Here is a 21972-nt window from a genome sequence, read left to right on the forward strand (position 1 = left end):
GACTCGGTCGAGGCCTGCCGTGGGGCGCGAAACCCCGGAAAGGCTGCACCAGTGATCCTGCTGCTGTCGACGTCCGACACCGACCTGCTCAGCGCCCGCGCGAGCGGCGCCGACTACCGCTGGGCCAACCCGTCCCGCCTGCTCGTCGACGAGGACCTGCCCGGCCTGCTGAGCGGCGTCGACCTCGTCGTCGTCCGCATCCTGGGCGGCCGCCGGGCCTGGGAGGACGGCATCGACGCCGTGCTCGCATCGGGGCTGCCGACGGTGGTGCTCGGCGGCGAGCAGGCCCCGGACGCCGAACTGATGGAGTGCTCGACGGTTCCCGCCGGCATCGCGGCCGAGGCGCACACCTACCTGGCCGAGGGCGGCGCCGACAACCTGCGTCAGCTGCACAACTTCCTGTCGGACACGGTGCTGCTCACCGGGTACGGCTTCGAACCCGCGGTGCACCTGCCGAACTGGGGGATTCTCGGGCGGGAGACCCGCACGGTCGACGGTCCCACCGTCGCGGTGCTCTACTACCGCGCCCAGCACCTGGCCGGGAACACCGCGTACGTCGAGGCGCTGTGCCGGGCGATCGAGGACGCCGGCGCGAACCCGCTGCCGATCTTCTGCGCGTCGCTGCGCACCGCGCCCGGCGATCTGCTCGAGACGCTGGGCCGCGCCGATGCGATGGTCGTGACCGTGCTGGCGGCCGGTGGCACCAAGCCCGCGAACGCGCAGGCGGGTGGCGACGACGAGGCGTGGGACGTCGCGGAACTCGCGGCGCTCGACGTGCCGATCCTGCAGGGTCTGTGCCTGACCAGCAGCCGCGAGGCGTGGGAGGCCAACGACGACGGGATGTCCCCGCTCGACGTCGCCACCCAGGTCGCGGTCCCGGAGTTCGACGGCCGCCTGATCACGGTGCCGTTCTCGTTCAAGGAGATCGACTCCGACGGCCTCACCGCGTACGTGCCCGACGCCGAGCGGGCCGCCCGGGTCGCCGGCATCGCCGTGAGGCACGCGCGGCTGCGGCGGATCCCGAACCCGGACAAGAAGATCGCGCTGATGCTGTCGGCGTACCCGACCAAGCACGCCCGCATCGGCAACGCCGTCGGCCTGGACACCCCGGCCAGCGCGATCGACCTGCTCACCGCGATGCGTGACCACGGCTACGACCTCGGCCCGGTCGACGGCGACGACGCGCTGCCCGGGCTCGCCGCCAAGGACGGCGATGCGCTGATCCACGCGCTCATCGCCGCGGGCGGGCAGGACCCGGACTGGCTCACCGCCGAGCAGCTCGAGGGCAACCCGATCCGCATCTCCGCCGCCCGCTACCGCGAGTGGTTCCAGACGCTGCCGCAGGACTTCCGCGAGGGCGTCGAGGAACACTGGGGCGCCGCGCCCGGCGAGCTGTACGTGGACCGCTCGTCGGATCCCGAGGGCGAGATCGTCATCGCCGCGATCCGCGCCGGCAACGTCGTGCTGATGGTGCAGCCGCCGCGCGGCTTCGGCGAGAACCCGGTCGCGATCTACCACGACCCGGACCTGCCGCCGAGCCACCACTACCTGGCCGCGTACCGCTGGATCGCCGCGACCGCCGAGCAGGGTGGATTCGCGGCGGACGCGATCGTGCACCTCGGCAAGCACGGCAACCTCGAGTGGCTGCCCGGCAAGACGCTCGGCATGTCGGCGTCGTGCGGCACCGACGCCGCGCTCGGCGACCTGCCGATGATCTACCCGTTCCTGGTCAACGACCCGGGCGAGGGCACGCAGGCCAAGCGCCGCGCGCACGCGACGCTGGTCGACCACCTGATCCCGCCGATGGCCCGCGCCGAGTCCTACGGCGACATCTCGCGGCTCGAGCAGCTGCTCGACGAGCACTCCAACATCTCGGCGCTGGACCCGGCGAAGCTGCCCGCGATCCGCCAGCAGATCTGGACGCTGATGCGGGCCGCGAAGATGGACCACGACCTGGGCCTGACCGAACGTCCCGAGGAGGACGTGTTCGACGACATGCTCATGCACGTCGACGGCTGGCTGTGCGAGATCAAGGACGTCCAGATTCGCGACGGCCTGCACGTTCTCGGCACGGCGCCGCAGGGCGACGCCGAGGTGGAGTTGGTGCTCGCGATGCTCCGGGCCCGGCAGATGTGGGGCGGCGAGCAGACCGTGCCGGGTCTGCGGGAGGCGTTGGGGCTCAGCGAAGCCGGCGACGAGGACCGTGGCCGCGTCGACCAGATCGAGGCGCAGGCGCACGCGCTGCTGTCCGCGCTGGCCGAGACGGACTGGGATCCGGAGGCCGCCGACCGACTGTCGGACGACGACACCGTCCGGCAGATCCTGCGCTTCGCCGCGACCGAGGTGGTGCCGCGGCTGCGGCAGACGTCCGGCGAGATCGACCAGGTGCTGCACGCGCTGAACGGTGGCTTCATCGCGGCCGGCCCGTCCGGGTCGCCGCTGCGCGGGCTGATCAACGTGCTGCCCACCGGCCGCAACTTCTACTCCGTGGACCCCAAGGCCGTGCCGTCGCGGCTCGCGTGGGAGACCGGTCAGGCGATGGCCGAGTCCCTCGCCGCGCGCTACCGCGCCGACCACGGCGAGTGGCCCAAGTCGGTAGGCCTGTCGGTGTGGGGCACGTCCGCGATGCGGACGTCGGGTGACGACATCGCCGAGGTGTTCGCGCTGCTCGGTGTCCGCCCGGTGTGGGACGAGGCGTCGCGCCGTGTCACGAGCCTCGAGGTGATCGACCTCGCCGAACTGGGTCGCCCGCGCATCGACGTCACCGTCCGGATCAGCGGCTTCTTCCGCGACGCGTTCCCGCACGTGCTGGCCCTGCTCGACGACGCCGTCCGCCTGGTCGCCGGGCTCGACGAGTCGCCCGAGGACAACTACGTCCGCGCCCACGCACAGGCGGACCTGGCCGAGCACGGCGACGACCGCCGCGCCACTACCCGCATCTTCGGCTCCAAGCCCGGCACCTACGGCGCCGGCCTGCTGCAGCTGATCGATTCGAAGAACTGGCGCGACGACGCCGACCTCGCGCAGGTGTACACCACGTGGGGCGGCTACGCGTACGGCCGCGGCCTCGACGGCGTCCCGGCGTCGGACGACATGCGCAGCGCCTACAAGCGGATCGCGGTGGCCGCCAAGAACACCGACACCCGCGAACACGACATCGCCGACTCGGACGACTACTTCCAGTACCACGGCGGCATGGTCGCCACCGTCCGCGCACTCACCGGCACCGCCCCCGAGGCGTACATCGGCGACAGCACCCGGCCCGACGCAGTGCGCACCCGGACGCTGTCCGAGGAGACCGCCCGCGTCTTCCGGGCCCGCGTGGTGAACCCGCGGTGGCTCGACGCGATGCGCCGCCACGGCTACAAGGGCGCGTTCGAGATGGCCGCGACCGTCGACTACCTGTTCGGCTACGACGCGACCACCAACGTCGTCGCGGACTGGATGTACGAGAAGCTCGCCGAGACGTATGTGCTGGACGAGCAGAACCGCAAGTTCATGTCCGAGTCGAATCCGTGGGCGCTGCACGGCATCTCCGAGCGCCTGCTCGAGGCCGTCGAGCGGGACATGTGGGAGGAGCCGTCGCCCGAGGTGCTCGAAGGCCTGCGGCAGGTGTACCTCGAGACCGAGGGTGAACTCGAGGGGGAGTAGCCCGACCAGCTACTTTCGCCAGAACAGGTGGTGGGTCACCCCGCTCGGACTGGGCACCGTTTCCAGATGGAAACGATCGCGTAGTTCGTCCGGGCTCTCCCAGAGTCGGAGTCCGGTACCGAACGTGATCGGGGAGACGGCCACGTGCATGGTGTCGACCAGGTCGGCGTCGAGGAACTCCCGGATGGTGGTGACTCCGCCGCCGAGCCGGACGTTCTTGCCCTGCGCGGCCTCCTTCGCCTGATCGAGGATCGTGGCCGGGTCGCCGTCGACGAAGTGGAATGTCGTTTCGCCGCGAGTGAACGAGGGCCGCAGGTGGTGGGTGAGGACGAACACCGGCGTGTGGAAGGGCGGCTCCTCGCCCCACCAGCCCTCCCACTCCAGGTTCTCCCACGGGCCGCGTTGGGGTCCGAACTTGTTGCGGCCCATGATCTCGGCGCCGATGTTGCGGGAGAAGTCGCGGGTGAAGTAGTCGTCGAGGCCGCGGCTGCCACCGGGATCGGTGCGCATCGGCCAGCTCGCAGTCGCGCCCGCCCACGCGAACATTTCACCGGGGTCGAGGCCGAACGGACTCTCGAAGGTCTGGTTCTCGCCGCACGCGACGCCGTCGCTCGAGACATTGAAGTTCTGGACCCTCAGCAGCTGACTCACGTGACGCTCCGTTCTCGAAGGTGGTGTTACGAGAAGACAGACTCGCCGCATCGACGAAACTCATCATGGCGCGGCTGATGGTCGAGGACATCGCGACGTCCGGGCCGCGAGGATGCGAGAGTGACCGTTCTGCCGACGGTCCCCGGGGCGTGCGACCATGGAGGAGTCGACGCTCTACGCCTGATGCTGACCGGAGGCCGTGGCGATGGACGACTGGACGGGAAGCGAGCACCCGCGGGTCGTGGTCGAGACCGAACACGGCCGCACGAGCTACCGTGCGGGCACAGCGGTACGCATCGGCCGGGACCCCCAGTTGGAGATCACGATCGTCGATCCTGTGGTGTCGCGTGAGCATGCGCGGCTGAGCTGGGACGAGGGATGGCAGCTCGTCGACTCCGGCAGCAAGAACGGGATCTACGTCGACGGCAAGCGCCGAAAAGAGGTCCCCGTCACGAGCCCCGTCCTCGTCCGCCTGGGTGACGCGCTCGAGGGACCCGCCGTGCGGATCTCGATCGAAGATCCCGACGCGACGCAACGGGATGTGGGCAGTCGGTGGGACGAGTCGACGATCGAGGTAGGGGCCTCGATCGCCCTGCCCCCGGCACCGCACGAGACCGTCCCGGCGGGATCCCTCACGATCGGACGATCCCCCGACAACGACCTCGTCGTCCAGGACGTGCTGGCCTCACGCCGTCACGCGATAGTCCACAACGGGCCGTCCGGCCTCGAACTCGACGATCTGGGGAGCGTCAACGGTACGTTCGTCGGCGGCACCCGGGTCTCGCGCGCACGGCTGACCGACGGCGACGTCGTCACCATCGGCAACACGGACTTCAGCGTGCAGGACGGCCGGCTCGTTCCACGGGCGACAGCCCCGACCGCCGGCGGTCTACATGTGGACGGCGTCGGACTCACCATCGAAGGTGGCCGGCGGCTGCTGGAGGACGTCACCTTCACGGCGGCACCCGGCAGTCTCACCGCGGTGATCGGGCCCTCCGGCGCAGGAAAGACCACGGTCGCCAAGATCATCTCCGGTTCGGAAGGCCCCACGGAAGGCGTCGTCGAATTCGAAGGGCGCAGCGTGCACACCGACTATTCGGTAATGCGCTCCCGCATCGGAATGGTCCCGCAGGACGACGTCGTCCATCGGCAGCTGACCATCCGGAGGGCCCTCGGCTACGCCGCGGAGCTGAGACTGCCGCCGGATACCACCCGGGCCGACCGTGAAGTGGTGATCGCAGGGGTGCTCGACGAACTGCAACTGACCGAGCACGCCGACACCCGCGTCGATCGCCTCTCCGGCGGGCAACGCAAACGCGCATCGGTCGCGCTGGAGTTGCTCACGGGCCCCTCCCTGCTCATCCTCGACGAACCGACCTCGGGTCTCGACCCCGCGCTCGATCGGCAGATCATGGCGACGCTGCGCCGCCTCGCCGATTCGGGCCGCGTCGTCGTCATCGTCACGCATTCGCTGTCCTACCTCGAGATGTGCGACCAGGTCCTCCTCCTCGCTCCCGGCGGCAAGACCGCGTATGCGGGACCGCCCGACCGAATCGGGAGGGCGCTCGGCAGTACCGACTGGGCCGACATCTTCACCCGTGTCGCCTCCGACCCGGACGGGGTGTTCGCCGAGTACCGCGCCACCCGCCCGGTGGTGGTGCCGCCGCCGAGCCCGCCCGGGCCGCTCGGCTCGCCCGCGCACACCTCCCGGCGCAAACAGCTGAGCGCCGTCGCCCGCCGCCAGGTTCGGCTGATCCGGGCGGACCGCGGCTACCTGATCTTCCTGTCGCTCCTGCCCTTCGTGCTCGGCGGCCTGGCCCTGCTCGTGCCGGGCGACACCGGGTTCGGGCCGTCCGGGGCCGACGTGTCCGGCGAACTCACCCAGATCCTGGTGGTGCTGATACTCGGCGCCGCCTTCATGGGCTGTTCACTGACCATCCGCGACCTGGTCGGAGAGCGCATGGTCTATCAGCGCGAACGTGCCGCCGGGCTGCTGCCGTCCGCCTATCTGACGGCGAAGATCGTCGTGTTCTGCGCCGCCGGCATTGTGCAGTCGGTGATCATGGTGTTGATCGTCTACCTGGGCAAGGGTTTCCCGGGTCACGGCAGTGTGCTCCCCTCGGGCTCCGTCGAGCTGATCGTGGACATCGCCGCCACCACCTGCTGCTGTGTCGTGCTCGGATTGGCGTTGTCGTCGGTGGCGCGCTCGAACGAGCAGGTGCTGCCGCTGCTGGTGGTCACGATCATGGCGCAGCTGGTCATGTGCGGAGGATTGATCACGATCACCGGACGCGCCGTGCTCGAACAGGTCGCGTGGCTCTTTCCGTCACGCTGGGGGTTCGCGGCCGCCGCCTCGACGGTGGACCTGGTCACGAATGCCACCGGCACCGAGCCGGACACGCTGTGGCAGCACACCGGATCGTGGTGGCTGCTCAGCATCGCCATGCTGGTGCTCATCAGTTGCGTGCTCGCCGCCGTCACCTACAGCCGGCTCCGGCTGCGCCGTCGGTAGAGGTCGTCGAGTACGGACCCGAAAGCGCCTATAGCCGGCGGTCGAACGCGAGTGTCGGTTCGGCGGTAGGGATGTCGACGGTGTACGCCCGCAGTCGCACCGACTCCGGCGACAGGTCCATGACCATGAATCCGACGTCGTCGAAGTTCTGGTACAGATTCGCCCGGTCCGGGCTGGTGGACTTGCCGTGGCTGTTCTTCCCGGCCGCGCCGGAGACGATCTGACGGGTGCCCTTCGATTCCACGGTCGGCTCGAGGACCTGCAGCGAGTGATCGTGCCCCGCGAGGATGAACTGGCAGCGCCCGACGACGTGGTCCTCGTAGAAGCGTTTGGCGTGGATGCCGTTCATGGGTTCGAGCGGGATGCCGTCGTACGCACCGGCGTCGCCGTGCGAGCCGTTGCTCAGGTACGGGTGATGGGTGCACGCGATCTTCCACTTCGCCGGGGACGCGGCGATCGCGGCGTCCAGCCAGGCGCGCTGCTCGTTCATGAACTGGCCGTCCGCCGCCCAGTACGGCACGAACAGCGGAGGCAGGTACGCGGCGACGGGGTTGAGGTCGAGGACGAAGAACTCGACGACCGGGTTCTCCTCGGGCACGCGCACCGAGTAGTAGCGGTAGGGCATCCACCACTTGCGGGAGGTCTGGTGGTACACCACCTCGTCGTTACCGCGCAGGAGCCAGCCGCCGTCACCCGGGAACACCGCGCTGTTGTCGTGGTTGCCCAGTGCCATCACCCACGGGAAGTCCAGTCCGTGGTTCGGGTCCTCGAACTTGGTGGCGAACTGGACGTCACGGTCGCCGTTCGGTCCGGCCTCGTAGATGTTGTCGCCCAATCCGAGTGCCATCCCGAACGGTTCGGCGCTGTGCACCTTGCGCATTGCGTCGGCGACCGCCCACTGCGCCGGGGTGCCGGTTCCGGCGTCGCCGGTGACGAGCACCCGCACGTTCGGGGTGGTGGGGAAGGGGAACTTGCCCGGGGCGGGCGCCGCCGCGGCTGCGGCGGTGGGCGCCATCGCCATCATCGGGACGGCCGCAGCTGCCATGCCGGCTCCCGCGAGGAAGCTGCGGCGGTTGATCGGGTTGAACTCGGTCACGGTGTCCTCGTGGGGTCTCGTCGGTTCGACAGTCCGCCTCAGCAAACCCGAAGGTGGACGACCGTTCAAATGAAAACGCCGGAACCACACAGATGTTCACGCGACGTTCATCCGATCCACCTCGGGGCCCGTACATTGGGTGCATGGCTGTCACGCTGAGCGATATCGGTGCCGCGAAGTACGTTCTGCTGACCACGTTCCGGAAGGACGGATCGGGTGTGCCGACGCCGCTCTGGGCGGCAATGGACGGCGACCGGATGCTGATGTGGACGGTCACCGACTCGTGGAAGGTCAAACGTATCCGGCGCGACCCGCACGTCACGATCGGGGAGTGCGACGTGCGCGGCCACCCGAAGGGCCCGCAGATCGACGCCACCGCCGTCGTGCTCGACGACGCCGGCACCGATCGGGCCCGCGCCGCGATCGCCCGCAAGTACGGGATCCTCGGCTGGCTCGGCGTCAAGGGCAGCCTCCTCCGCCGCGGGCGGGGCGGGACCGTGGGTGTGGCGGTGACGGTCGACGGGGCCCGCTGACGGCCCCCGACCGTGCGTCACCGGCCGCGCTTCGGTGGCTCAGATCTCGAAGCGGGCGACCGCGTTCCCGGTGAGCGGGTTGTGTTCGCGTGCATAGATTTCCAGGGTGGCGGGGTTCTTGTGCCCGGTCTGCCGCATGACTTCGTGGGCCTGGGCGCCGTTGCGGAACGCCTGGGTGACGAACCCGGCGCGCAGGGAGTGCCCGCCGAGTTTCGCGATCTTGGCGGGGGAGAGTCCGGCGTCGGCGGCCGCGCGGCGGATCACCCCGTGGATGCCCTGCCCCGTCAGGGCGCTGTCACCGATGTTCCCGTTCACGCGCAGCGGCCGGAACACCGCCGACGTCGCGACGTCGGGAACCAGTTCGGGATAGGGGACGTGGCAGATGTGCGTGCCGAACGTGTCGGGGGCACCGAGTAACTGGGCGATACCGTCGCGGCCGTCCCGATGGTGCGCGAGGACGACGTCGAGCCAGCGTCGGTACACACACGGCGGGCAGGCGCGGTGCCCGACCGCGAACGGGGTGGCCTTCACCATGCCGTCGCCGACCTGGTCGGTCTTCGATCGACGCACCAGGATGTGCAGCCCGTCCTGCGGGTGGAGGGTGATGTCGCGCAGTTGCAGGCCGGACAGCTCGGCGCGGCGGAAGGCACCCAGGAACCCGATCAGGATGACCGCCGAGTCACGGCGCTCCCGCAGTCGGTCCTGCCACGTCTCGGCGTTCTGGCGCAGCGTCGCGAGGATGTAGCTGATCTCGTCCCCCAGCAGCGGTGCGACGCGTTTGGTCGGGCGCTCCCCGGCGGCGGCGTAGGTGCGACGGAGGCCGGCCAACGTGTCCTTGACGATCTGCGCGTGCCCGGGCGCGGGGCGGGCGCAGGCGCGGTGCCAGTAGTTGATCGACGCCACCCATCGGGTGAGAGTGTTGGTCGCGTACCGGCGCTCCCCGGTGTCGGTGCGCTGCTCGGCGTGCTCGGTGAGATAGTCGGCGACGGTATGCGGGTGCGCCGGCATGGGTACCTGTCCGCGTGCCGCGCACCAGGCGCGGAACTTGTCCCAGTCGGTGCGATAGTTCCGGGCGGTCGAGGGAGAGTGCCGCTGCTCGAGGGCGGCGACGATCCGGGCCTCGGCGGCCGCGGACAGCACCGGAACGGCCGGCTCGAGTCCGGGCCCGGTCGATGCCGCCGGGCGTTCGGGAACGGCAGGCAGAGCGGGCACGACACTGACCGTGTCGACCGGTTCACTCACACCCGCGCTCCTCTCGTGTCCACCGGGCGAGCCTACCGAGGGGAACCGACAGTTCTGTATGTCCCCGGCGGGGCGCACACCGAGATGTCACAGTGACGAAATGCGACCGTGCCCGAGGCTGGGTCGTCGACGCGCCGCGGTCGCGAGATTGCCCGCCGGACTGCCCGATTCGATGATGGCGCTAACTGTCATTAGCGTGAGTACGGTTCTCCGGGGCCCGTGAAGTGCATTCGCCGCGGACGCAAGGGGGTGGTCGGCCTGGCAGTCACGGCTCCCGCGTGGCGGCAGGCCGAGCGGCGCGGTCACCGGAAATTCCGTTGCGGGTCCGCCCCGTGCCGCCGTAGGTTGCTGGGTGTCCCGCCCAAGGCGCGCAGGCTCCGGACGAGTGCGCCCCAGACTGGTTGGCGGCCCGTTCGAGCCGGGCCCCTAAGCCTGGACTCGAGTGGTGCGAAGCACCCGTGTCCGCGTCGGCCTGAGCGCCCATTCTTCAGGGGAAGTGGCGGGATTCCGTGAATCGGACGCAGGAGTGGGCGCCTAGGCCGACCGCGGGCGGAGTTCAGGTGGAGTGGAATGGATTGGCGGGGAGTCGATTTCGGGTTCGAATTGGGCCCCGCGGCTCCCCGGCGGGGAGGTCGCCACGCGCCGCAGAGCGCGCGGTACCACCTCGACTTGTGGCACGATTCTGCAGGTGACCAGTCGACCCGACGACGCTCAGCGCCTGCGCGATCTGGCGCTGCTACGCCGTGTACGCGACCGCATCGACCGGGAGTACGCGCAGCCGCTGGACGTCGAGGCGCTCGCCCGCGGCGTGCACATGTCCGCCGGACATCTCAGCCGGCAGTTCAAGCTCGCGTACGGCGAGCCGCCGTACGCCTACCTGATGACGCGGCGCATCGAGCGCGCGATGGCGCTGCTGCGCCGCGGCGACCTCAGCGTGACCGAGGTGTGCTTCGCGGTCGGGTGCTCGTCGCTGGGCACCTTCAGCACCCGCTTCACCGAACTCGTCGGCGTCCCGCCCAGCGTCTACCGGGACCAGGAGCGGTCCGCGGCGGAGATGCCGTCGTGCGTGACGAAGCAGGTCACCAGACCGATCAGGAATCGAGAAGCGTCCACCGCGAGCCGCGCATAGCGTAATCGCCATGGACATCACCATTCACTCCGCATTCCTCCCGCACAACGACCGCGACGCCGCCCTGGCCTTCTACCGCGACATCCTCGGATTCGAGGTCCGCAAGGAGGTCGGCTACAACGACATGTACTGGATCACGGTCGGCCACCCGGACCAGCCCGACGTGTCGCTCGTACTGCACCCGCCGGCCGCCGACCCCGGGATCACCGACGACGAGCGTCGCATGATCACCGAGATGATGGCCAAGGGGACATACGCGATCCTCACCCTCGCCACCCCCGACCTCGACGAGACGTTCGCGAAGCTGGAGGCGAACGGCGCGGACATCGTCCAGGAGCCGATCGACCAGCCCTACGGCATCCGCGACTGCGCCGTGCGGGACCCCGCAGGCAACCTGCTCCGCATCAACGAGGTGAACTGAGATGACCGAGATCCCGTCCCTGACCCTCGATGTGACCGATCCGGCGGCCGCCGAGAGCTTCTACGCCGCCTTCGGCGTCGCAGACTACGTCCGCGTGCGCCGCGCGGAGTCACCGGCTCCCGGCTTCCGCGGCTACACCCTGTCCCTCGTGGTGTCCCAGCCGAACATCGTCGACACCTTCATCGGGGCCGCCCTCGACGGCGGCGCCACCGCGCTGAAGCCGGCCAAGAAGGGTTTCTGGGGTTACGGCGGCGTCGTGCAGGCCCCCGACGGCGCGATCTGGAAGGTGGCCACGTCGTCGAAGAAGAACACCGGACCGGCCGCCCGCCGGATCGACGACATCGTGCTGCTGCTCGGCGTGGACGACGTCAAGACGAGCAAGCAGTTCTACGTCGACCGGGGATTCGAGGTGGCGAAGAGCTACGGGCGCAAGTACGTCGAGTTCGCCACCGAACCGAAGTACGTCAAGCTGGCGCTGTACGGGCGCCGCGCCCTCGCGAAGGACGCCGGCGTCCCGGCGGACGGACCCGCAGCGCACGGGATCGTGATCGGCACCGATGCCGGGGCCTTCACCGACCCGGACGGGTTCGTGTGGGCGACGCCGCCCGCGTGACGGTGGGTTCGGGTAGACAGGGAAGCCGGGTCGCGGGAGCGGCTGCGGACGACAGAGGCGACAGAGGGAGACACGATGAGCACGGACACGCTGCACGCTGCCGATAGTCACGACCTGATCCGCGTGCACGGTGCCCGCGAGAACAACCTCAAGGACGTCAGCGTCGAGATCCCGAAGCGGCGGTTGACGGTGTTCACCGGGGTGTCCGGCTCGGGCAAGAGTTCGCTGGTGTTCTCGACGATCGCCGCCGAGTCGCAGCGGATGATCAACGAGACCTACAGCGCCTTCGTGCAGGGCTTCATGCCGACCCTGGCGCGCCCGGACGTCGACGTGCTCGAGGGGCTGACGACGGCGATCATCGTCGACCAGGAGCGGATGGGCGCGAACCCGCGCTCGACGGTGGGCACCGCCACCGACGCCAACGCGATGCTGCGCATCCTGTTCAGCCGGCTCGGGACGCCGCACATCGGGTCGCCGCAGGCGTTCTCGTTCAACGTCGCGTCCGTCAGCGGCGCGGGCGCGATCTCGGTGGAGAAGGCCGGCCGGACCGTCAAGGAGCGTCGCAGCTTCAGCATCACCGGCGGCATGTGCCCGCGCTGCGAGGGCATGGGCAAGGTCTCGGACTTCGATTTGACCGCGCTGTACGACGACAGCAAGTCCCTCAACGAGGGCGCGCTCACGATCCCCGGCTACAGCATGGACGGCTGGTACGGCCGCATCTTCCGCGGCTGCGGCTTTTTCGACCCGGACAAGCCGATCGCCGAGTTCACCAAGAGGCAGCTCGACGACCTGCTCTACAAGGAGCCGACCAAGGTCAAGGTCGAGGGCGTCAACGTCACGTACGAGGGTCTGATTCCGAAGATCCAGAAGTCGTTCCTGTCCAAGGACCGCGAGGCGATGCAGCCGCACATCCGGGCGTTCGTCGACCGCGCGATCACGTTCCAGACCTGCCCCGACTGCGAGGGCACGCGGCTGAGCGCGGAGGCACGATCGTCGAAGATCGACGGGGTGAGCATCGCCGACGTCTGCGCCATGCAGATCAGCGATCTCGCCGAATGGGTGCGTGGGCTCGACGAGCCGTCGGCCGCCCCGCTGCTGAAGTCGCTGGGCGAGACCCTCGACTCGTTCGTCGAGATCGGGCTCGGCTACCTCAGCCTCGACCGCCCGGCGGGCACGCTGTCCGGCGGCGAGGCGCAGCGCACCAAGCTGATCCGGCACCTCGGGTCCTCGCTCACCGACGTCACCTACGTGTTCGACGAGCCGACGATCGGTTTGCACCCGCACGACATCGCGCGGATGAACGATCTGCTGCTGCAGCTGCGGGACAAGGGCAACACCGTGCTGGTGGTCGAGCACAAGCCGGAGGCGATCGCGATCGCCGACCACGTCGTCGACCTCGGCCCGCGCGCCGGCACCGAGGGTGGCGAGATCGTCTTCGAGGGCACCGTGGACGAGCTGCGCTCGAGCGGCACCCTCACCGGCAAGCACCTCGACGACCGCGCGACGGTCAAGCCGGCGGTGCGGGCGTCCATGGGGGCGCTGGAGGTGCGCGGCGCCGACACCCACAATTTGCAGGGCGTCGACGTCGACATCCCGCTGGGGGTGCTCACGGTGGTGACGGGCGTCGCAGGTTCGGGCAAGAGCTCGCTGATCGGTGGCTCGGTGGCCAACCGGGACGGCGTCGTCTCGATCGACCAGGGTGCGATCAAGGGCTCCCGGCGCAGCAACCCCGCCACCTACACCGGGCTGCTCGACCCGATCCGCAAGGCGTTTGCGAAGGCCAACGGCGTCAAGCCCGGCCTGTTCAGCGCCAACTCCGACGGGGCCTGCCCCAACTGCAACGGCGCCGGCGTCGTGTACTCCGACCTGGCGATGATGGCGGGCGTGTCCACGCCCTGCGAGGTGTGCGAGGGCAAGCGGTTCCAGGCCGAGGTGCTGGACTACACGTTCGGCGGCAAGGACATCGCCGAGGTGCTCGGGATGTCCGTCGCGCAGGCTGAGGAGTTCTTCGGTACGGGCGACGCGAAACTGCCTGCGGCGCACAAGATCCTGGCGCGTCTGGCGGACGTCGGGCTCGGGTACGTCAAGATCGGTCAGCCGCTGACCACGCTGTCCGGTGGCGAACGCCAGCGACTCAAGCTGGCCACCCACATGGGGGAGAAGGGCGACGTCTACATCCTCGACGAGCCCACCACCGGTCTGCACCTCGCCGACGTCGAGAACCTGCTCGGCCTGCTGGACCGTCTCGTCGACTCCGGCAAGTCCGTGATCGTCATCGAGCACCACCAGGCGGTGATGGCGCACGCTGACTGGATCATCGATCTCGGCCCGGGTGCCGGTCATGACGGCGGACGGATCGTGTTCGAGGGCACGCCCGCCGACCTGGTGGCCGACCGCTCGACACTCACCGGCCGGCACCTCGCGGAGTACGTCGGCGGCTGACCGCGATCACGGCATTTCGGTGATCGTCCGACTGCGCGGTCTGCGTGCTTCAATTTCGCCTATGCGACAGGCACTGCCGGCAGCTGCATTGATCGCTATCGGGCTGGTTGCCGGGGCGCGGCGCCCGCGGGTGCGGCCCCGGCTGCGGGCGCGGCGCAGCCGTCCTGGTCCGGGGACTACTCGGTGAAACGGTTCGCGGCGACCAAGACCGGGACGAGTACACGTGGGACGGAAGCAGTTGGGTGCATCCGTACGACTGGCAGTGGGACTGCTGGCAGGGCGTGCCCAAGGTGTGGGCGCCGGCGCACTCGGTGGCGTACTACACCCCGCAGCCGGGCTGCACGCTGACCGGCTCGTGGCGCACCGACATCGCCAGTGGCCCGTGCGAGGGCTCGGTGATCATGCAGGTCGCGGCGTACCCCATCTCGCCGTCCCCGGGAGCTTTCGGTAGCAGCAGCTGAGCCCGTCGAAGGCTACGGTGACCGGCGCCGCGACATCGGCGGCAGGAACTCGGCCTCGAGCGTGCGCGCCCACCACGCGCCGCTCGCGCGGTGTTCGTCGCGGGTGGTGAACCGGTAGCGGTACATCCGGGCCCGGATCACCGCCGGCGGCGCGTCCGGGAACGGGTTGTGGTGGAGCAGTTTCAGCAGCGCGGTGTCCCCCTCGAGTAGGCGCACAACCAGCCCGCCGAACCAGGACGCGCCGTAGCCGGGGGAGATCGCGACGAACCACATCAGCCAGTCGAGGCGCAGGTGGTAGGGCGCGAACTGGCGGGGACGCCGGCGCAGATCGCCCGGCTTGCCCTTGAACTCGTAGGCCAGCCACTCGCTGTCGGCGGTCGGAAACTCGTCGCGGCACCCCTCGAGGATGATCTCGCGGCGCGTCTTCGTCACGTGCCCGAACGCGCCGTACGTGTTCACGAGATGCCACGGATCGAACGACGCGTTCATCATCTGGTGGCTGGAGAACAGGTTGCGTGCCGGACGGTAGCTCAGGGAGGCCACGGCGACCGTGACCGCGACGACCACGACCGTGAACCAGACCGGGGCGCCGGCGACGTCGGAGGGAGCCGACACCGGCAGCACGAACTCCCAGAACCCGTTCGGCAACACCGACAGGCCGAGGACGATCGCGAGCCAGTTGAGCCACGAGAAGTTGCCGCTCGCCACCAGCCACAGCTGCGTCACGATCATGATCGCCGCCGCCCCGCCCGCGACGGGCTGCGGCACGAACAGGAAGAACGGCACGATCAGCTGGGTGAAGTGGTTGCCCGCCACCTCCACCTTGTGCAGCGGGCGGGGCAGGTGGTGGAAGTACCAGCTCAGCGGACCGGGCATCGGCTGGGTCTCGTGGTGGTAGTAGAGGCACGTCAGATCCCGCCAGCACGGGTCGCCGCGGATCTTGATCAGTCCGGCGCCGAACTCGAGCCGGAACAGCAGCCACCGCAACAGCAGCATCGTCAGCAGCGGCGGCGCCGTGTGCGCGTTGCCGACGAACACCGCGAGCAACCCCACCTCGAGCAGCAGCGACTCCCACCCGAATCCGTACCAGAGTTGGCCGACGTTGACGATCGACAGGTACAGCCCCCACAGCAGCAACCAGCCGAGCATGCACAGCGGCAGCGGCAGCAGGTCCAAGAGACCGAGGGCCGCGACCGCGGCCAGTCCCACACCGGTCCAGGCGACGCCGGCGAAGAACCCGTCCGAGTAGTGCAGGTGGAAGATGCTCGGCGCCCGCTGCCAGCGGGCGCCGGCCAGGAACCGGCGGGCGGGGAGCATGCCGTCGTCCCCGATGAGCGGCCGGAACTGGTCGGCGGCCACCAGGAACGCGCAGAGGTAGATGACGGCCAGCCCCTCCTTGAAGAGCAGCCGCCCCAGCCAGTATTGGTCGGCGTCGATCCAGTCCACGACAAGCTTCCCTTGTCGCGGACGTTACTCGGGGCGGCGTCGGTGGGCCAGGGGTCTCGCCGGCTCACGCCAGGTGCGGCAGCACCTCCTGCTCGAGCAGTTCCAGGCCGGACGTGTCGTATGCCGCCTCCGGGTCGTAGAAGATCGCGTACTCGAGGCCCTGCCGCTTCAGGGCGGTCAGGTTCTCGACGATCTGCTCCGGGGTGCCGACCGCGGGCATGCCACGGAACGCGGCGAGGGACGCGTCGGCGCGTTCGGGCCCGACGAACGGTTCGAGGCGGGCACGCAGAGTCTCGAGGCGCTCGCGCACCTCGGCCTCGGTGCGCCCGATGGCCAGGTTGTAGTTGGCGGAGCGGACGATCGCGCCGAAGTCGGTGCCGACCTCCGTGCAATGCCGCCGCAGAACCTCCGACTTGTGGGCGAATCCCTCCGGGGTGCCGTCGAAGTTGGTGTACTGCGCGTACTTCGCGGCGATCCTCAACGTCACCTTCTCGCCGCCGCCGGCGATCCACAGCGGGATGCCGCCGTCCTGCAACGGAAGTGGACGCACGATCGCGCCGTCGACCTGGTAGTGGCGGCCGTCGAGCGTCGCGGTGCCGCGGGTCCAGGCCTGCCGGAGGATCTGCACGCCCTCGTCGAGGCGGCCGAGCCGCTCGCCCGCCGAGGGGAAACCGTAGCCGTAGGCGCGCCACTCGTGCTCGTACCAGCCGCCGCCGATGCCCATGTCGACGCGGCCGCCGGAGATGATGTCGGCGGTGGCGGCCACCTTCGCGAGGTAGGCGGGATTGCGGTAGCTCATCGCGGTGCACATCTGGCCCAACCGCACCCGCTCGGTGACCGCCGCGAACGCCGACATCAGCGACCACGCCTCGTGGGTGGCCTCGTCGGTGGGCGCGGGGACGGTGTGGAAGTGGTCGTAGACCCAGATCGACTCCCACGGCCCGCGGTCGGCGCGCAACGCGACATCGCGCATCGCCGCCCACTGGTCCGCCGGGTCGATGCCGACGAGGTCGAGCCGCCAGCCCTGGGGTACGAACAGCCCGAAACGCATCACGGTCCTTGTCTGTCGGGGGGAAATGTCCGGTTGCCGGCCGACTACGGCATCGCGTCCACGTAGAACCACCGCCCGTGCTCCCGGACGAAGCGGCTGTGTTCGCGCATGGCGCCGCGGTCACCGTGGTCGGCGTAGTAGGCGACGAACTCGACGGTGCCGGCGTCGTCGAGCAGGCCGCCGCCGCTGCTGTGCAGCACGTCGAGGCGGCGCCACACCAGCTCGGGGTCCACCTCCAGGGTCGCCGGGCGGGTGCTCGGATGCCACGTCCGCAGCAGGTAGTCGGCGTCGCCGACCGCGAACGCGGCGTAGCGTGAGCGCATCAACTGCTCCGCGGTGGGCGCGTCGGCGCCGCCGTGGAAGCGGCCGCAGCACTGCCCGTACTGCTCCCCGGACAGGCACGGGCAGCGGTCGTCGTTCGAGATCATGGCCATCGGAACCTCACTGGGCCCGGCTGACGGACGACATGTGGAAGTCCGGAATCCGCATGGGCGGCATCGCGGTTCGGGTGAACCAGTCCTTCCACTCCCGCGGCAGGGTCTGCTCGGTGGCGCCGACCTCGGTGGCGCGGCGCAGCAGATCGAGCGGGCTCTCGTTGAACCGGAAGTTGTTGACCGCCGCGCTGACCGCGCCGTCCTCGATCAGGTACACCCCGTCCCGGGTGAGCCCCGTGAGCAGGGCGGTCGCCGGGTCCACCTCGCGGATGTACCACAGCGTGGTCAGCAGCAGGCCCCGCTCGGTGCGGGCCACCAGCTCGTCCAGCGTTGCGGCGGACCCGCCGGTGAGCAGCAGGTTCTCGCCCGGGACCGCGACCGGCGCGTCGAATTCCGCCGCGGCCGCGCGCGGATACGCCAGCGCGTTGATGACGCCGTCGCGGATCCAGTCGACCCGGGCGGCGTCCATGCCGTTGTCGAACACCGAGACGGTGTCGGACGACGCGGTGGTCGCGACGAAGGGGGCGTACGCGAGCCGGTCGGCGCGCGGATCCGAGTACAGGGTCAGCGGGAGGTCGGTGAGCTTCTCGCCGATCCGGGTGCCGCCGCTGCGCGAGAGCGCGGTGTGCCCCTCCTGGGCACCGCGGCCCTCCATCGCCCACATCAGCGGGATCATCAGGTCCGACACCGCCGACGGCGGCAGCACCGTCTCGTACCGGCCGGCGGGCAGCGCGACGGTGCGGGCCGACCAGTCCAGTCGGCGGGACAGGTCCGCCAGCAGGTCCGGGACGGACACGTCGGTGAAGTCGAGGCTCGCCGAGCCCACCCAGGCGCTCGCGTCGGCGCGCTTGCCGTTGATCTCGATCGACCCGGTCGGCTGGGTGAACCGTCGCCGGAGGCCGGTCGACGTCCCGAGCCACGTGCTGTGCATCTGGTGGTGCGCGAAGCCGTACAGCAGGTCGGCACCGTCGAACCCGTCCGCCAGCCCGGGCACGAGCGTCTCGAACACCCCGACACCCGTCGACGCCGGGCCGTCCGACCAGCCCGGATCCGCGGCGGTGCCGGTGAGCAGGTCCATCGCGTCCTCGGCCGCCTGGGCCGAGCGGGCGGCGGCCTCGCTGGCCCGCACCACGTCGGCGATCGCGTCCGCGTCGACCGTCGACGACGTCACCGCGCCGACCTGCGCGGCCCCGCCGGCGGAGCGGATCACCGACAGCACGGTCCACGACCGCGACGTCGAGACCCCGTTGGTGGTCATCGAATTGCCGGCCCAGCGCAGCGACGCCTCGCTCGCGTCGGTGACCAGCACCATCGCCTCGTCGACGGTCGACAGCGCGAGCGCCCGCTCGACGAGTTCCTGCGCGGCGATCATCGCCCGCCCTCCGTTCGGGTGTTGAGCACGTTGACGCCGCGGAACAGCGCCGACGGGCAACCGTGGCTCACCGCCGCCACCTGGCCGGGTTGCGCCTTGCCGCAGTTGAACGCGCCGCCGAGCCGCCACGTCGACGGCCCGCCGACCGCCTCCATCGCCCCCCAGAAGTCGGTCGTCGTCGCCTGGTACGCGACGTCGCGCAGCTGCCCGTCGAGCCGGCCGTCCCGGATCCGGAAGAAGCGCTGCCCGGTGAACTGGAAGTTGTAGCGCTGCATGTCGATCGACCAGCTCTTGTCGCCGACGACGTAGATGCCGTCCTCGACGCGGGAGATCAGGTCGGCGGTGGTGGTGTCGGCGGCCGGATCGGCCTGCAGCGACACGTTCGCCATCCGCTGGATCGGCACGTGGTGCGCCGAGTCGGCGTACGAGCACCCGTTGGAGCGGTCCAGGCCGAGGCGCGGCGCGAACACCCGGTCGAGCTGGTACCCGACCAGGACACCGTCGTGGACGAGGTCCCAGCGTTGCGCGGCCACGGCGTCGTCGTCGAAGCCGACGCTCGCGAGCCCGTGCGGTTCGGTGCGGTCGGCGGTGACGTGCATGATCGGCGTGCCGTACTGCAGGCTGCCGAGCAGGTCGGGGGTCGCGAACGACGTCCCCGCGTACGCCGCCTCGTATCCGATGGCGCGGTCGTATTCTGTTGCGTGACCGATGGATTCGTGGATCGTGAGCCACAGGTTGGTGGGGTCGATCACCAGGTCGGTGGGCCCCGCCTCGACGCTCGGCGCCGCGATCTTGTCCGCGAGCAGCCCCGGGATCTCGGCGAGTTCGGCGTCCCACTCCCAGCCCGTGCCGGTCAGGTACTCCCAGCCGCGGCCCACCGGCGGGGCGAGGGTGCGCATCGTCTCGAAGGTGCCGGCGTCGGGATCGACCGAGACGGCCTCGAGTTCGGGATGCAGCCGCACCCGCTGCTGCGTGATCGTCGATCCGGCCAGGTCGGCGTAGAACGTCTGCTCCTTGACCTGCAGGCAGCTGGCGGTGACGTGGTCGATCCCGGCCGCGTCGAGCAGGCGCCGCGACCAGTCGGCGAGCAGATCCACCTTGTCGGCGGTGGCGACCGCGAACGGATCGGTCACGTAGCCCGACACCCAGGTGGCGTCCCGGTACACCGGTTCCGGTGCGAGCACGACCCGCTCGCGGTTGAGGGCGCGCAGCGCCCGGGCCACCGCCACTGCTTCGGCCGCGACGGCCGCCGCGCGCGCCGGGGTCGGCTCGGCGTGCGACGCGAAACCCCATGTCCCGTCGACCACGACACGCACCGAGAATCCGGTCTCGACGCCGTCCTGCGCGGACTGGACCCGGCCGTCGCGCAGTCGCAGTGACTGGGTGACCAGGCGGTGCACCCGCAGGTCGGCGTGCTCGACGCCGGCGGCGCGGGCGACGGTCAGCGCGGCGTCGGCCAGCGCGTGCAGCGGCAGGTTCGTGAACTCGGGGTCGACCGGATGGCCGGACGCAACTGCGGGCGGGACAGCACCGTGGGTGACGATCACCGGCCCAGCCTAGTCGGCGTCGCGACACCGACCGGTGACCGGCGGCGGACTTCTGCCCTGGTTCGCCACCGGACGACCCGCAGCGTCGCCGCGGTTCAGATGCCCCTTTTCCGGGCCTATGGCAGCGGACTCGGCGTGTCGCGCCTGTACAGGCTGCTCCCCGCCGTCGGTTACCGTTCGCGCATGGCCCTCTACGACGACACGATTCGGACGACGACCGAGGACCGCGCCATGCTCGAGCGGATGCTCGACGTCCAACGTGCACAACTACTGCACCTGGTCGATGGGATGAGCGAGGCCAATGCGCGTCAGCGGCTGGTACCGTCGCTCACCACTCTGCTCGGGTTGGTCAAGCACGGCGTTTTCGTCGAAAAGGTGTGGTTCCACCACCGCATCGCCGGGCGACCCCGACACGAGGTCGACATCCCAGACGACATCGACGACAGCTTCCGCCTGACCGACGACGATTCCATCGAGAGCGTGTCCGCCGCTTTCACAGCTGCGTGCGCACATTCCAGAACCATCGTCGCCGAGCACACTGACTTGGCCGAGACCATCCCCTGGCGCGACGGCTACGTCTCCCTGCGGTTCATCCTCACCCATTTGATCCAGGAATACGCCCGGCACGCAGGCCAGGGCGACATCCTGCGCGAACAGATCGCCGCGACCTCGCAGACGTGAAACCGCGTCGATCGGCCTGATTGCCGGGTCGGAAGCCGATTGCTTCGGGTAGCGACGAGTGGCGCCATTGATCCGCCCTCTTCCGCGGCGCCCGCGTGCGTGGTCTCCTGGATACGTCACGTCCGCATCCTCGGGGAGCGGGGCGGATCATCCGAATGTCGAGGAAGATGCCATGTCCACGATTCATCTCCACCAGACGACCACAGCGACGCCCGAGCAGTTCATCGCGGGTCTCACCGATTTCGGTCCCGGTCGCGAGAAACTGTTCGGCAACAGTGCAGACAATTACCTCGAGGTGCACCACGAAGGTACCCACGACGCCGACGTCACGGAGGGCTCGAGCGGCATCTGGGAACGTTTGCACTACGACTGGTCCGACCCCCATCGTGTCGTGATGACGACCACCGACTCCAACCTGTGGGGTGGTGCCTCAGGCCACACCTACACGCTCACACAGCAGCCCACCGGCAAGACCGATGTGGACGTCGTCGTAGTCCGCGACGGCAAGAACCTCAAGGGACGACTTCTCGCGTCCGTCCTCGCAGTCTTCGGCAACCTCGTCTTGGGACGGCAGCTAAAGAAGTCCGTTGAGGCCATCGAAGCTCGCAACCACGGCACGAGTGGGACAGGCACCCAAACAACAGAAAGGTGACCTGAGGTCCGCGTCACCATCCGGTCGGACCGGCGAAC

Annotated in this window: 18 protein-coding genes; 10 read left to right on the plus strand and 8 right to left on the minus strand. The window is 69.7% G+C overall.

Features of this window, described 5'->3' with window-relative positions:
- Positions 1 to 51 precede the first annotated feature (51 nt).
- Positions 52 to 3651 carry a cobaltochelatase subunit CobN gene (gene cobN / locus ABTV10_RS12310; RefSeq protein WP_499035061.1) on the plus strand — a complete coding sequence of 1200 codons (3600 nt, stop codon included), beginning with the start codon at positions 52 to 54 and terminating at the stop codon, positions 3649 to 3651.
- Positions 3652 to 3660: 9 nt separating this feature from the next.
- On the opposite strand, the gene ABTV10_RS12315 is transcribed toward cobN, so the two are convergent.
- Entirely contained in the window at positions 3661 to 4302 is a 642-nt protein-coding gene (locus tag ABTV10_RS12315) for a dihydrofolate reductase family protein (RefSeq protein ID WP_499035064.1), read from the minus strand.
- 205 nt (positions 4303 to 4507) lie between these two features.
- On the opposite strand from ABTV10_RS12315, the gene ABTV10_RS12320 reads away from it, so the two are divergent.
- On the plus strand, positions 4508 to 6814 hold the full coding sequence (locus ABTV10_RS12320) for an FHA domain-containing protein (RefSeq protein WP_499035065.1): 2307 nt from the start codon (positions 4508 to 4510) through the stop codon (positions 6812 to 6814).
- A 28-nt stretch (positions 6815 to 6842) separates the two neighbouring features.
- On the opposite strand, the gene ABTV10_RS12325 is transcribed toward ABTV10_RS12320, so the two are convergent.
- Positions 6843 to 7910, minus strand: a complete 1068-nt coding sequence (locus tag ABTV10_RS12325) for a metallophosphoesterase (protein ID WP_433613072.1) — start codon at positions 7908 to 7910, stop codon at positions 6843 to 6845.
- Positions 7911 to 8053: 143 nt separating this feature from the next.
- On the opposite strand from ABTV10_RS12325, the gene ABTV10_RS12330 reads away from it, so the two are divergent.
- On the plus strand, positions 8054 to 8443 hold the full coding sequence (locus ABTV10_RS12330; protein WP_499035068.1) for a PPOX class F420-dependent oxidoreductase: 390 nt from the start codon (positions 8054 to 8056) through the stop codon (positions 8441 to 8443).
- 39 nt (positions 8444 to 8482) lie between these two features.
- Here the strand turns inward: ABTV10_RS12330 and ABTV10_RS12335 are convergent, their stop codons facing one another.
- The gene (locus ABTV10_RS12335) at positions 8483 to 9685 is read right to left on the minus strand and encodes a site-specific integrase (protein ID WP_499035070.1); all 1203 of its coding nucleotides are present in this window, start codon (positions 9683 to 9685) and stop codon (positions 8483 to 8485) included.
- A 688-nt stretch (positions 9686 to 10373) separates the two neighbouring features.
- Here ABTV10_RS12335 and ABTV10_RS12340 point away from each other — a divergent pair.
- The 5 genes from ABTV10_RS12340 (at position 10374) to ABTV10_RS12360 (ending at position 14751) form a co-directional block, all read left to right on the plus strand.
- Positions 10374 to 10814 (plus strand): helix-turn-helix transcriptional regulator, encoded by a 441-nt coding sequence (locus ABTV10_RS12340; protein ID WP_499035071.1) that lies wholly within the window; start codon positions 10374 to 10376, stop codon positions 10812 to 10814.
- 10 nt (positions 10815 to 10824) lie between these two features.
- A complete protein-coding gene (locus ABTV10_RS12345) occupies positions 10825 to 11235 on the plus strand; it encodes a VOC family protein (protein ID WP_433613080.1) in 411 nt (136 codons plus the stop codon).
- Position 11236: 1 nt separating this feature from the next.
- A complete protein-coding gene (locus tag ABTV10_RS12350; protein WP_499035073.1) occupies positions 11237 to 11848 on the plus strand; it encodes a hypothetical protein in 612 nt (203 codons plus the stop codon).
- A gap of 75 nt (positions 11849 to 11923) precedes the next feature.
- Positions 11924 to 14290 (plus strand): ATP-binding cassette domain-containing protein, encoded by a 2367-nt coding sequence (locus ABTV10_RS12355; RefSeq protein ID WP_499035074.1) that lies wholly within the window; start codon positions 11924 to 11926, stop codon positions 14288 to 14290.
- Between the two features lie 107 nt (positions 14291 to 14397).
- Positions 14398 to 14751: an Rv2253/PknI dimerization domain-containing protein gene (locus tag ABTV10_RS12360; RefSeq protein ID WP_499035076.1), complete on the plus strand. Its 354-nt coding sequence runs from the start codon at positions 14398 to 14400 to the stop codon at positions 14749 to 14751.
- A gap of 12 nt (positions 14752 to 14763) precedes the next feature.
- Here ABTV10_RS12360 and ABTV10_RS12365 read toward each other — a convergent pair whose 3' ends face one another.
- The 5 genes from ABTV10_RS12365 to ABTV10_RS12385 all read right to left on the minus strand — a co-directional run bounded on the left by ABTV10_RS12365 (position 14764) and on the right by ABTV10_RS12385 (position 20601).
- Positions 14764 to 16197, minus strand: coding sequence for a lipase maturation factor family protein (locus ABTV10_RS12365; RefSeq protein WP_499035077.1), 1434 nt, complete (start codon positions 16195 to 16197; stop codon positions 14764 to 14766).
- Between the two features lie 64 nt (positions 16198 to 16261).
- Positions 16262 to 17248, minus strand: coding sequence for an LLM class F420-dependent oxidoreductase (locus ABTV10_RS12370; RefSeq protein ID WP_499035080.1), 987 nt, complete (start codon positions 17246 to 17248; stop codon positions 16262 to 16264).
- Positions 17249 to 17292: 44 nt separating this feature from the next.
- Positions 17293 to 17676, minus strand: a complete 384-nt coding sequence (locus tag ABTV10_RS12375; RefSeq protein ID WP_499035082.1) for a YchJ family protein — start codon at positions 17674 to 17676, stop codon at positions 17293 to 17295.
- 13 nt (positions 17677 to 17689) lie between these two features.
- The gene (locus ABTV10_RS12380; RefSeq protein ID WP_499035084.1) at positions 17690 to 19054 is read right to left on the minus strand and encodes a metallopeptidase TldD-related protein; all 1365 of its coding nucleotides are present in this window, start codon (positions 19052 to 19054) and stop codon (positions 17690 to 17692) included.
- Positions 19051 to 20601, minus strand: a complete 1551-nt coding sequence (locus tag ABTV10_RS12385) for a TldD/PmbA family protein (protein ID WP_499035085.1) — start codon at positions 20599 to 20601, stop codon at positions 19051 to 19053. Before ABTV10_RS12385 ends, ABTV10_RS12380 begins: the two co-directional genes overlap by 4 nt.
- On the opposite strand from ABTV10_RS12385, the gene ABTV10_RS12390 reads away from it, so the two are divergent.
- Together ABTV10_RS12390 and ABTV10_RS12395 are read left to right on the plus strand one after the other, a co-directional pair.
- Positions 20587 to 21282 (plus strand): DinB family protein, encoded by a 696-nt coding sequence (locus tag ABTV10_RS12390; RefSeq protein ID WP_499035086.1) that lies wholly within the window; start codon positions 20587 to 20589, stop codon positions 21280 to 21282. The genes ABTV10_RS12385 and ABTV10_RS12390 overlap by 15 nt on opposite strands.
- A 172-nt stretch (positions 21283 to 21454) precedes the next feature.
- Complete coding sequence (locus ABTV10_RS12395; protein ID WP_499035087.1) at positions 21455 to 21934, plus strand: hypothetical protein; 480 nt, start codon at positions 21455 to 21457, stop codon at positions 21932 to 21934.
- Positions 21935 to 21972 lie beyond the last annotated feature (38 nt).

This window comes from Paraburkholderia sp. RHO2 (assembly GCF_050955445.1).
In the GTDB taxonomy this organism is placed as follows: Bacteria; Actinomycetota; Actinomycetes; order Mycobacteriales; family Mycobacteriaceae; genus Prescottella; species Prescottella agglutinans_A.